Raw genomic sequence first — 12,447 nt, 5'->3', positions numbered from 1 at the left:
AAAAGATAGATTTTCTATCTAGGTGGTAAGAATAACAGAATATACGAGGCAGTAACACCATTATCTCTTTAGTTAATTACCGTTAGCTGTGACAATTGCGAAGCAATTCTACAACTAGCGGATAATTAATAGATGAAGCAATAACGCTTCACTAAATCTTAAAATGCCAAGGAAGGCATTAGTTCTTTTTTCAAGGAGGAAAAAATTATGGTAGTACAGCATAATATCACAGCGATGAACACAAACAGACAGATGGCTTCAATTCAGAGCGCATTGTCTAAGTCAACAGAGAAGTTATCATCAGGTTACAAAATCAACAGAGCCGGCGATGACGCTGCAGGTCTTTCAATTTCAGAAAAGATGCGTGCACAGATTAGAGGTCTTAATAAGGCTTCTGCTAATGCACAGGATGGTATTTCACTTATCCAGGTTGCTGAAGGTGCTTTAAATGAAACACATTCAATCTTACAGAGAATGAATGAGCTAGCAACACAGGCAGCTAACGATACTAATACTGATACTGATAGAACTGCTCTTGCAGCTGAAGTAGATCAGCTTGTATCAGAAATTGATAGAATCCGCGAAACTACACAGTTCAATACTATGAACCTCTTAGATGGTTCATTCACAGGTAAGAACTTACAGGTTGGTTCTCTTGAAGGCCAGAAGATTCAGATTTCTATTGGCAACATGGATTCAACTTCATTATCAGTGGATTCATTATCACTTTCATCTTATTCACAGGCTGGTAGTGCAATTACAAAGATTCAGGATGCTATTGATACTGTATCAACACAGAGATCAACACTTGGTGCTCTTCAGAACAGATTAGAGCATACAATCAACAACTTAGATACAACTAAGGAAAATACACAAGCTGCTGAATCTCGTATCCGTGATACAGATATGGCTGCTGAGATGGTAGAATACTCAAAGAACAATATTCTATCACAGGCAGGCTTATCAATGCTTTCTCAGGCTAACCAGGCTAATCAGGGTGTTCTTTCAATCCTTGGTTAATGATAACTAGGCTTATAAGAAGTGTTTAAAGTAAACTACTATAGAGAGGCGGTCAAGAATTTCTTGACTGCCTCTTATTTTTTTGCAATAATTATAATAGTAAAAAGATGTGAACAATTAAAAAAGCTATCAAAAATTACTGATGTAAAATTTTTAAAATAAGGGGTTAAGTTATAATTAATTTGTCCGATATATGAAGTATGAAGAGTGAAAGCAATGGTACCCAATTATGAAATTCACTTAAAAGGGCATCGAAATTGAAATACCCAATCAATTTAGTGATGCAATAAAAAACATTAAAAGAGCATTAGATTTTAGCTAATGCAAACCCAACTAGAGATAGTTGTAAACTTATGGAAATTTTCTAAATCAAGGAGGAAACTAATTATGGTAGTACAGCACAATCTAACAGCTATGAACACTAACCGACAGATGGGAAATGTTCAGACAAATTTATCAAAGAATACTGAAAAGTTATCTTCAGGTTATAAGATTAACAGAGCTGGCGATGATGCTGCTGGTCTTTCAATTTCAGAAAAGATGCGTGCACAGATTAGAGGTCTTAACAAAGCTTCCACTAATGCAGAAGATGGTATTTCATTAATTCAGGTAGCTGAAGGTGCTCTAAATGAAACACATGCTATTTTACAGAGAATGAATGAACTAGCAACACAGGCTGCAAACGACACAAATACTGATACAGATAGAAAAGCCCTTCAGGCCGAAGTTGATCAGTTAGTATCTGAAATCGATAGAATTCAGAGTACAACACAGTTTAATACTATGAACCTCTTAGATGGTTCATTTACAGGTAAGAACTTACAGGTAGGTTCACTTGAGGGACAGAAAATTCAGCTTAGTATCAATAACATGGACGCAGCATCTTTATCAGTAGATTCATTATCACTTTCATCTTACTCACAAGCAGGTAGTGCAATTACTAAGATTCAGGCAGCTGTAGATATGGTATCAACACAGAGATCAACACTTGGTGCGGTTCAGAACAGATTAGAGCATACAATTAACAACTTGGATACAACAAGTGAGAATACACAGGCAGCTGAATCACGTATTCGTGATACAGATATGGCTGGTGAAATGGTTGAGTACTCAAAGAACAACATCCTTGCTCAGGCAGGACAGTCAATGCTTACTCAGGCAAACCAGGCAACACAGGGTGTATTATCAATTTTACAGTAATATACAATGCAATTTACGAAGGCGCCTTTATGGCGCCTTTTTTAATTCAGTCGAAGTATAAGCTCCGACTGAGTTAAATTTAAAGCTTACGCTTTTGAAGCGGGGGATTGCTTACACTGCGGTAAAGCGGACATTCGGAATCCGCTTCGCTACTTCCTCATGAACGCAGTGGCACTTTGTGCCACCTGTCAGAAGGGGCTTTAACCCCTTCTGACACTAGTAAGCTTTATACCCCCGCTTAAAGCTTACGCTTTTGAAGCGGGGGATTGCTTACACTGCGTTCAAAAAAATTTTCCTCACCCACTAAAGTAAATAAAAAGTCTGCCGATATATCTAGTAGCAAATAAATATAAGCTACGAATAATAATAAAAAGTAGCTATATTATCTGCTAAGTAGGAACCATACTTATAGGTTTAATCCAGTAAATAGGTTAAGGGTTCTTACACATTAACTTAATAATTACATCAAGGATGGTGTAAAGATTTTTTATTTTCAAGGAGGAAAAAATTATGGTAGTACAGCATAATGTAACAGCAATGAACACAAACAGACAAATGTCATCAATTCAGAGCGCATTGTCTAAGTCAACTGAGAAGTTATCATCAGGTTATAAGATTAACAGAGCCGGCGATGATGCTGCAGGTCTTTCAATTTCAGAAAAGATGCGTGCACAGATTAGAGGTCTTAACAAGGCTTCATCAAATGCACAGGATGGTATTTCACTTATCCAGGTAGCTGAAGGTGCCTTAAATGAAACACATTCAATCTTACAGAGAATGAATGAATTAGCAACACAGGCAGCTAATGATACTAATACTGATACAGATAGAAAAGCTTTATCAGCTGAAGTAGATCAGCTTGTATCAGAAATTGATAGAATTCGTAGCACAACACAGTTCAATACTATGAACCTCTTAGATGGTTCATTCACAGGTAAGAACTTACAGGTTGGTTCTCTTGAAGGCCAGAAGATTCAGATTTCTATTGGCAACATGGATTCAACTTCATTATCAGTGGATTCATTATCACTTTCATCTTACTCACAGGCTGGTAGTGCAATTACAAAAATCCAGGATGCTATTGATACTGTATCAACACAGAGATCAACACTTGGTGCTCTTCAGAACAGATTAGAGCATACAATCAACAACTTGGATACAACTAAGGAAAATACACAGGCTGCTGAATCTCGTATTCGTGATACAGATATGGCTGCTGAAATGGTAGAATACTCAAAGAACAATATTCTATCACAGGCTGGCTTATCAATGCTTTCACAGGCTAATCAGGCTAACCAGGGTGTACTTTCAATTCTCGGTTAATTAAATACTACTATAGAAGAAGGGGGTCGATGCATATCGGCTCCCCTTTTTTTAATGTCATAACTGTCGAAGACAGTTGTGATGTAGGAGCCGCCCCTCAGCCGAAGGCTGATCTAATGGCGGACTCTTCCCTAATGTCGTAACTTGCTCTGTAATATATTTTGTAAAAATTAAAATTTTTCTACAAGAAGGGTTAAGTTTTTTTTATTTACTCCGATAAATATACTGTAAGTGATAAACAAGGTACCCAAAAAGAAATTCACTTCTTCTTAGTCCTACCCAGACTAAGAAAAACAAAATACTTAATAAACCCAATTAAGTAAAAGGTATAGCAAATAGCAAATTTTTAAAAAGCATATTAAAAGAAAACAGTAAAAAGAAAGAAAGTAAAAAGCATATCAAAAGTAAATTAATTATGGAGATTTTCTAAATCAAGGAGGAAACGATTATGGTAGTACAGCACAATCTTTCATCAATGAACACTAACAGACAGTTAGGCGGAGTTTCAGGAGCATTATCAAAGGCAACAGAAAAGTTGTCTTCTGGTTATAAAATTAATAGAGCAGCCGATGATGCTGCAGGCCTTTCAATCTCAGAAAAGATGAGATCACAGATCAGAGGTCTTACAAGAGCATCAGACAATGCACAGGATGGTATTTCACTTATCCAGGTTGCTGAAGGTGCGTTAAACGAAGCTCATTCAATCTTACAGAGAATGAATGAACTAGCAACACAGGCAGCTAATGATACAAATACAGCTACTGATAGAGATGCTCTTCAGTCAGAAGTAGATCAGCTTGTATGTGAGATTAACAGAATTAAGAGTACTACACAGTTCAATACACAGAACCTCTTAGATGGTACATTTACAGGAAAGAATCTTCAGGTTGGTTCTATCTGTGGACAGGCTATTACACTTAGTATCACAACCTTTAGTGCAGGTGAAAATGGACTTGCAGTTGATGGCTTAAAGCTTACATCCTTCACAGCAGCAGGTAGTGCAATGGATGCAATTCAGGTAGCTATTGATAAGGTTTCAACACAGAGATCTTCACTCGGTGCTGTTCAGAACAGATTAGAGCATACAATTAATAACCTTGATACAACAACTGAGAATACACAGGCTGCTGAATCACGAATTCGTGATACAGATATGGCTGAGATGATGGTTGAGTACTCTAAGAATAACATCTTAGCTCAGGCAGGCCAGTCAATGCTTACACAGGCTAACTCTCAGACACAGGGTGTATTATCACTCTTACAGGGTTAATAAAAAGAAAGTTACGATTTTTGATAAACATAGACAGTATCATAAATCTCTTTATAAATTTCAAATCCTTCAGAAGGGGAGCCAGTCATCTGACTGGCTCTCTTTCATTTTAAGCTTTATTTTTAGGAAAATGTATTGCTGTATGAACGCAGTGTAAGCAATCCCCCGCTTCAAAAGCGTAAGCTTTAAGCGGGGGTATAAAGCTTACTAGTGTCAGAAGGGGTTAAAGCCCCTTCTGACAGGTGGCACAAAGTGCCACTGCGTTCATGAGGAAGTAGCGAAGCGGATTCCGAATGTCAGCTTTAATTAGAGAACTAGTGGATTTACTGACATTTTAACTAATTGAAAAGAAACTATTTATATGCTATTATAGAGTTAGTTTAAACGTGTTAAAAATTTAATAAAAGCGAATGGAGGAATCATGACACAGAGTGAGATTTTTTCTTTAGCTAAGAGCTTATATACTAATATAAAAATAGATGAGGAAGTTATAAATAAACTTAATATGGCCTTTAATGAGCTTTATGCTGTGGCAAGCGTTCACACAGATCCTGTAAAAAGAAGTACATTTTTACAGCTTGTAATGGATTTAAAGAATGAGCTTGAAAAAGGTGCAGTTTCTAAAAGTGCGGATATAATGCTGGAATTCTTAAGTTTACTTCATGATGAAAAAAGAGTTGAGTCAGATATAGAAAATGATTTTAAAAGAGAAGACTTAATAGAAACCTTCAAAGAGAATCTTAGAATCATGAGTAAATATAATAGTTCTTTATTTGTGGGCTTAATGACTTGCTTATTTCCAGACAAATGTAAAGCCGAGGAAGAAGTTAATAAGGAAAATGTTGGAAAGACAATAGAAAAATTCTCTAAATATATAAATAACTATAAGGGAGAATTAATAAATCAAAAGCTTGTTAATTATACAGACCTTGAAAGCATTAATCAGATGGAAAGAGAGAGTATTTATGATAATCCTAATAGAAATTACAGTTTAGATTTGGACTATTGTGGGAATAAGTCTATAAAAGTTGTGGATAATAATGAGACTTTTTACCTTCCTAGTGGATATGATAGCAAATTAGAGGCAACTGCTATATTTAATTCTATTAATCATAGAATAGATTCAGCTTATATCTTAATTGGTTTAGCTAACGGTGACTGCTTAAAAACTTTTCTTGATAATAGCAAGGAAGATAACGAAATAATATGCGTGGAGCCAGATGTGGAAGTTTTTGTAAAGGCTATGCATATATTTAAATTGCCAAAGCAGGAAGATAAGGTTAGGTGTTACATTTTTGTAAATGGAATAAATGGTACGAAATTAGATGCAATTATTCAACATATAATTACTCCTCAAAGGGTGCCGGTGACTTCCGTTATAGCGATTTCAAACTGCTTTAGATATTACAGTAAAGAGGTAAGAGAGTATAACGAGAAATTCCACAAGGCCAGTAAATGGGGCGCTATGAACCTTAATACTAAGATTTTAAGAGGCTATAACTCTGTGGAGAATGCTATTCTTAATTTGCCAATCTTTATTAAGAACTCTTCGATTTATGAGGCAGTTGCAGCATTAAAAGAATATAAGGATAGGACAGCTTTCATTGTGGGAGCGGGTCCTTCTCTTGATAAAAATGTTGACGAGCTAAAGAAGGTGAAAAATAAAGGCATAATTATTGCCTCCGATACTGCGGTAAAAATTCTATTTAAACATGGAATAGTGCCGGATTTAGTCGTGACTATTGATTCTGTTAAAAAGAAGGAAACCTTTGATGATGACAGACTAAAGGATATTCCTACTATCGCAGGTGCTGGGGCCTTAAATATTGCGGTAAAAGATCATAGGGCGAAAGTATTTTTTATAACTGATTTTGATTATTTTAGATATTTCATTCTTAAATATGATAAGCAGGATGTATTTTTTAGTACAGGTGGCTCTGTAGCTACCTCGGCTATTTTTTACTCTACTCTAGTAGGTTTTGAAAATATTGTTCTAGTTGGCATGGACCTTGCTATGACGGGAAAGAAGTTTCATGCTAGCGATGTCTATAAGGAGGGAGATATTGATTTATCTGATCCGCAATTTATTAAATGTGAGGCTTATGATGGGGGAGAGGTTTATTCTACTCCAGATTATTTAGCTTATGCAGAATGGATAGAGGATTGCAGCAAGAGACTTAGAGAAACTAAGATTATTAACTCTACAGAGGGTGGTCTTAAAATTCGTGGAATAGAAAATGCTAAATTATCAGACATGGTGACTTTAGAACAAGATAAGAAAGAGATAGATTTTACTAAGCTTTTAAATGAGGCTCCTAATGTCTTTAGTAAAGAGGAGATAGAGGAAATTCTAGATATTAACTATTCTTATATAGATTTTTCTAAGAAGCAGGATAAGAAATTAAAGCTTTTGATTGCAGATTTAGAGAAGGCGAAGATGGATTTTGTGGCGGGTAAAAATGTAGATTTTGCACCACTTTTTGACAGGGTACATGAAGTGGATGAGGCCGCAAATTCTAATGCCTATCAAAATTTGGTTAGCATTAGGTCTAAGGAAAAAGAAAAGAAAGCCTATGAAAGTGTTATAGGTTTTGAAGAAAAGGCAGAAGGAAATGATCCAGTTAAACTATTAGATGCTGTAATTAATATATTAAAGGGTACGCTAGAGGCTAACAAGGAAGTGGGGGATAAGCTAAGTGAGATCTACAAAGCAAATTAAAATTGGGGATATAACTATTGGGGGAGATGAAAGAGAACAGGTCTTAGTTATCCCTGAAATTGGAATTAATCATGAGGGTAGTTTAGAAGTGGCTAAGGAAATGGTGCTTTCTGCTAAAAGGGCTGGAGCTAGACTAATAAAGCATCAAACCCACATAGTAGAAGATGAAATGAGCCATAGGGCAAAGGAGGTTATTCCTGGCAATGCAGACGTTTCCATATATGAAATTATGAAGCGTTGCGCTCTAAATGAAGAGGAGGAGCTAGAATTAAAGCGCTATACAGAAGAGTTAGGCATGGTGTTTTTATCTACTCCTTTTTCAAGGGCAGCAGCTAGGAGACTAAAGAAGTTTAATGTTAGTGCCTTTAAGATTGGTTCAGGGGAATTAAATAACTATCCCTTAATTGAAGAAATAGCAGAATATGGTAAGCCAATGCTTGTCTCAACGGGCATGAATAGCATGGAGTCTGTGGACAGGGCTGTTAATATACTTGAAAAGTATGGAGTTAGTTATGCTCTTATGCATACTACAAATCTTTACCCGACAGATCCAAGACTTGTAAGGCTAGGTGCTATGGAAGAGATGATGAAACATTTTCCTAAAATTCCCATTGGCCTATCAGATCACACACTAAATAACAATGCCTGCATAGCTGCCATGGCACTTGGGGCAAATTTAGTGGAGAGACACTACACCGACAGAAAGGATAGGACAGGGCCGGATATAGTATGCTCCATGGATGAAGGAGAGTTAAGGAATTTACTTGAGGCGGCTAAGACTATTCCTTTAATGCTTGGTGGAAAAAAGGAGGCGGCAAAGGAGGAACAAGTAACCATTGATTTTGCCTTTGCAACTTGTGTAACTATTAAGCCGGTTAAAAAAGGAGAGATATTTACTAAGGAAAATCTCTGGGTAAAGAGACCTGGAACTGGGGAAATCAAAGCTAAGGATTATGAAGGGATTCTTGGGAAAAGGGCGATGATGGATATTGAAAATGATTGTCAGCTAACTTGGGACATGATCGAGTAAGACTAGAGTTTCTAGCTTATGGCTAGGTTTTAGAGAAACTAGTAGGAAAGACTAAAATGGGTGGAGCAAATGGAAAAATGTCAAAAGAAAATCGTTTTTGTAACGGGGACAAGAGCGGATTATGGAAAAATTAAAGCACTTATTTCAGAGGTGGAAAAATCTTCCTCTTTTGTAGCCTATGTCTATGTTTCGGGTATGCATCTAGTGAAGAACTTAGGCTCTACTTATAGAGAGGTTTTAAAGGATGGATATAGCAATGTCTATGTGGATTTTTCTCAGGGAAATACAGGTGATATGAGCTATGACCTTGGTAGCGTAATTTGTAATTTTACCAATTATGTAAGCCATGTGGACCCGGATTTAATCGTGGTGCACGGAGATAGAAATGACGCCCTAGCAGGGGCAATTGTGGGAGCTCTAAAAAATATTAGAGTGGCCCATATTGAAGGGGGCGAGCTATCGGGCACAATTGATGAATCCATTAGACATGCCATTTCAAAATTTGCTCACATACATCTAGTTTCCAATGAAGATGCAAAGATGAGACTACTTCAATTAGGAGAGGAAGAGGATAGAATCTTTATTATGGGCTCTCCAGACATTGATGTAATGTTATCAAAGGATTTGCCAAGTCTAAATCTTGTAAAAATTAGATATGACATTCCTTTTGAGGACTACGGGATTTGCATGTATCACCCGGTTACAACAGACCATGAAAATTTACATTGGAAGATAAAAAATTTAGTAGATGCTTTAATGGAGTCGGGGAAAAATTACGTGGTCATTTATCCAAACAATGACTTTGGTTCAGAACTTATTCTTAATGAATATAGAAGACTTGAAAAAAACGGACATTTTAAAGTCTATCCATCTATTAGATTTGAGTACTTTTTGACCCTTTTAAAAAATGCAGAATTTATGATTGGTAATTCTTCTGCGGGAGTTAGGGAAACTAGCGTTTACGGGGTACCTGCCATAGATCTTGGCAGCAGACAAACTAATAGATATAGCCTTAAAGACTCTAATGTACAGCATTGCAGTGAAGATAGGGAAGAGATTTTAGAGGCTATAGAAAAAATAGGGGATTATAAGATAACAAGAAATGACTTTGGTCTTGGAGACTCTAGGGGAAAATTTATGGAGATTCTAAGATCAGATAGTATATGGAAATTTGATATTCAGAAACATTTTATAGATAGGAATATTAACTAGTTAGGTAGGTGTAGCTATGATTAATGGTAAGAAAGTTTTGGCATTAATTCCAGCTAGGGGAGGAAGTAAAGGAATTCCAAATAAAAACATTTTAAAAATCAACAGAAAGCCCTTGATTGCTTACACAATCCACGAGGCGCTTAGCTGTGATTATATTGATGCAGTGGTGGTATCAACAGATAGCGAGGCTATTGCAAAAGCTGCCACAAAGGCGGGAGCAGAAGTTCCCTTTATGAGGCCAGAGGAGTTAGCAGGAGATAAGGCAAAGTCCATAGATGCTGTCCTGCATGCCATTACTATGTTAAAAAACATGGGGAGAGAATATGACTATGTGGTTTTACTTCAGGCCACTTCCCCACTTCGTAATGCCTCAGATATTGCAGGGGCCCTAAAGACCTTTGTGAATAATGGAGAGAAGGGACTAGCCTCAGTTTCAGAGGTTTTAGAATCTCCAATTCTTATGAGAAAATTTGACGAGAGCGGAAAGTTAGTAAACTTAATTGAGGGCACAAGCACCATGAGAAGGCAGGATATGCCAACTTTCTATAAGGTAAATGGTGCAATTTATATAAATAAAGTTGAAGAGCTTACAAAGGATACCAGCCTTAATGACAATGAACAAGGCTATATTATGGATAGAACCCACTCAGTAGATGTGGATGATTATGAAGATATTGCAGTTGTTAATTATTATCTTGGCGCACTAGGAAGGAAATAGGGTAGTTAAATGAACTGGATAGAGCTTAATAAGTCAAAAGCACTAGTGACAATGGTAGTTATTGTCAATGATTATGATTATCTTGAAAATGTAAAGAAAAAGGCGAATGAGTTAATAAACGAGGCGCCTTTACTTAACTTGAGCTTAATTGGCATCTGGGATGATGAGGAAATTGACAATTACGCTAAGGCTAAGAATAAGGCCCTAAAATATGTCTCTACAGAATATGTAAGCTTTGTAAGGGATAGTGATTTTGTTGAGGACTACTATGAGAAGGATTGGTTAAAACTTCTATCTAGTTGTGAAAAAATGTCGGACTTTGAGTCTAACCCTGTGGAAAACTACAGCTTTGAAAGAATAATTATGCTAACGGCCTCAAGACTATCAGGCCTTGTGGTGCAGGTGGAAAGCATAAAGACCTTAGGGGGCTTTAATGAATATCTACAGTCAGCAGAGGAGTACGAGTTACTTACTAGACTTAAGGAATATGCACCTTTTCTTTCAAAATATGCCTTTGTAGCTAAATTTTCAAACTTCGAGTCAAAGCCTATCTTTAAAGAGGACTTTATGACTTATGCTTACTGCCTTATTAGGTTTAAGGATTATTTAACTAAGCATAAGCTCTGGAATCAGGCCTTGATTCGTAAAGCTAACTGGGCCATTACCTTTGAACAGGAAAAGGAGTTTGAAAATATCCTTTTTGGTATCTTAGGGGATGAGAAATATTTTAAAAAGATAATGTCAAAATACGATCCAATTCTAATCGTAAATGACTATGAATATGTCTGCATTGATGTGCTAGAGAGCTTCACTAGGGAATTCTATGAGGCCTGCAAGGCTAGTGGTAGGGCAGCTATTGTGGTTAATGGCCACAAAAGAGACCTTATATATAAGGCAAGGCAAATGCATATTAGTGCGGTGCTAGGCATTCAGTCGGGCATCTTTTCTGATGTAGATCCTAATAAGTTAAATATTAATAGTTTGGATTGTCCGAAGTTTATTAACATTTTCGACCATCCACTTTATATAAGCTATCTACTGATGTTTGTGGTGGATAGGTTCTACTGCTTAGCTTGCGATGGGGACTATGCAAAATTTGCCAAGTCAAACTTTAACTCTGTTAAGGATTCCTTTATCTGGTATCCCGGAGGCAAGAGGGCAAAGAGCCTAAAGGGAGTGGCTAAGGACATAGATATTGATGAAAATAGGGAATACGACCTAAGCTTTCTTGGCAGTTTCACAGACTATAGAAGTCTTATGTCTTCTTTTTACAAATTGCCAAAGGGAGAGCGAATTATTGCCAATGCTATGCTAAGAATCTTAAGAAAGGACTCTTCTCTTAGCTATGACAAGGCCTATAAAAAGGCTATTGATGAGCTCTTTAGAGAGGATGAATATACTCATGAAATCTATAATGATAGAAAGCAAAGGCTAGTAACCATGCATCATCTCTGGCCGGTGGCAAGGCTTGTAAGTGCTTATTATAGGGAGAAGGTTATTAGAAAACTCCTTGATGATGGCCTTACGATTCATGTCTTTGGAAATAGCTGGAAATCTCCGGTTTTAAAGGACTACAAGAAGCTCATTATTCACGAGGAACTAAACTATAACGAGGCCCTTGAGGTCTATGCGAAATCTAAGATAAGTCTTAACATTTTCGCATGGCACAAGGATGGCCTATCGGAGCGAATCTTTAACGCTATGTTTAATAACAGCTTGTGCGTGACGGATAGTTCAAAAGCTTTAAAGGAGAACTTTAAGGACAAGGAGGAGCTAATAGTTTATGAGCTAGATAAGCTAGAGGATCTCTCAGAGACGATTAGGTATTATCTAAGCAATAAAGAGGAGCGAATTAGGATAACTAATAATGCCTATGAAAATGTTAAGGCTAATCACAGTTGGAAGAAAAGAGTTCAGGAGTTTGAGGATATTCTTGAAAATCTAGACTAGAGGGG

Annotated in this window: 9 protein-coding genes; all 9 read left to right on the top strand. The window is 36.8% G+C overall.

What is annotated here, in order from left to right:
• The first annotated feature begins 207 nt into the window (after window positions 1–207).
• The 9 genes from BLQ66_RS07625 (at window position 208) to BLQ66_RS07585 (ending at window position 12,442) form a co-directional block, all read left to right on the top strand.
• On the top strand, window positions 208–1,020 hold the full coding sequence (locus BLQ66_RS07625) for a flagellin N-terminal helical domain-containing protein (protein ID WP_074521648.1): 813 nt from the start codon (window positions 208–210) through the stop codon (window positions 1,018–1,020).
• A 387-nt stretch (window positions 1,021–1,407) separates the two neighbouring features.
• Entirely contained in the window at window positions 1,408–2,220 is an 813-nt protein-coding gene (locus BLQ66_RS07620; RefSeq protein ID WP_074521647.1) for a flagellin N-terminal helical domain-containing protein, read from the top strand.
• A gap of 510 nt (window positions 2,221–2,730) precedes the next feature.
• Window positions 2,731–3,543, top strand: coding sequence for a flagellin N-terminal helical domain-containing protein (locus BLQ66_RS07615; protein WP_074521646.1), 813 nt, complete (start codon window positions 2,731–2,733; stop codon window positions 3,541–3,543).
• A gap of 448 nt (window positions 3,544–3,991) precedes the next feature.
• Window positions 3,992–4,813: a flagellin N-terminal helical domain-containing protein gene (locus BLQ66_RS07610; protein WP_074521645.1), complete on the top strand. Its 822-nt coding sequence runs from the start codon at window positions 3,992–3,994 to the stop codon at window positions 4,811–4,813.
• Window positions 4,814–5,234: 421 nt separating this feature from the next.
• Window positions 5,235–7,532, top strand: coding sequence for a motility associated factor glycosyltransferase family protein (locus BLQ66_RS07605; RefSeq protein ID WP_074521644.1), 2,298 nt, complete (start codon window positions 5,235–5,237; stop codon window positions 7,530–7,532).
• Complete coding sequence (locus tag BLQ66_RS07600) at window positions 7,510–8,562, top strand: N-acetylneuraminate synthase family protein (RefSeq protein ID WP_143452992.1); 1,053 nt, start codon at window positions 7,510–7,512, stop codon at window positions 8,560–8,562. The genes BLQ66_RS07605 and BLQ66_RS07600 overlap by 23 nt, the downstream gene beginning before the upstream one ends.
• Before the next feature lie 69 nt (window positions 8,563–8,631).
• Window positions 8,632–9,774 (top strand): UDP-N-acetylglucosamine 2-epimerase, encoded by a 1,143-nt coding sequence (gene neuC, locus BLQ66_RS07595; protein WP_074521643.1) that lies wholly within the window; start codon window positions 8,632–8,634, stop codon window positions 9,772–9,774.
• 16 nt (window positions 9,775–9,790) lie between these two features.
• Window positions 9,791–10,492, top strand: coding sequence for an acylneuraminate cytidylyltransferase family protein (locus BLQ66_RS07590; protein ID WP_074521642.1), 702 nt, complete (start codon window positions 9,791–9,793; stop codon window positions 10,490–10,492).
• A 9-nt stretch (window positions 10,493–10,501) separates the two neighbouring features.
• Window positions 10,502–12,442 (top strand): glycosyltransferase family protein, encoded by a 1,941-nt coding sequence (locus tag BLQ66_RS07585; protein WP_074521641.1) that lies wholly within the window; start codon window positions 10,502–10,504, stop codon window positions 12,440–12,442.
• The last annotated feature ends 5 nt before the right edge of the window (window positions 12,443–12,447 follow it).

Source organism: Lachnospira pectinoschiza, assembly GCF_900103815.1.
In the GTDB taxonomy this organism is placed as follows: Bacteria; Bacillota; Clostridia; order Lachnospirales; family Lachnospiraceae; genus Lachnospira; species Lachnospira pectinoschiza_B.
Note: the sequence above shows the minus strand (reverse complement) of the source record. Positions and strands in the feature narration are given on the sequence as shown.

What these genes read in the sequence shown, in the direction of transcription:
- BLQ66_RS07625 (WP_074521648.1), top strand. Translation starts at nt 208, where the DNA reads ATGGTAGTACAGCATAATATCACAGCGATGAACACAAACAGACAGATG.
- BLQ66_RS07620 (WP_074521647.1), top strand. Translation starts at nt 1,408, where the DNA reads ATGGTAGTACAGCACAATCTAACAGCTATGAACACTAACCGACAGATG.
- BLQ66_RS07615 (WP_074521646.1), top strand. Translation starts at nt 2,731, where the DNA reads ATGGTAGTACAGCATAATGTAACAGCAATGAACACAAACAGACAAATG.
- BLQ66_RS07610 (WP_074521645.1), top strand. Translation starts at nt 3,992, where the DNA reads ATGGTAGTACAGCACAATCTTTCATCAATGAACACTAACAGACAGTTA.
- BLQ66_RS07605 (WP_074521644.1), top strand. Translation starts at nt 5,235, where the DNA reads ATGACACAGAGTGAGATTTTTTCTTTAGCTAAGAGCTTATATACTAAT.
- neuC (WP_074521643.1), top strand. Translation starts at nt 8,632, where the DNA reads ATGGAAAAATGTCAAAAGAAAATCGTTTTTGTAACGGGGACAAGAGCG.
- BLQ66_RS07590 (WP_074521642.1), top strand. Translation starts at nt 9,791, where the DNA reads ATGATTAATGGTAAGAAAGTTTTGGCATTAATTCCAGCTAGGGGAGGA.
- BLQ66_RS07585 (WP_074521641.1), top strand. Translation starts at nt 10,502, where the DNA reads ATGAACTGGATAGAGCTTAATAAGTCAAAAGCACTAGTGACAATGGTA.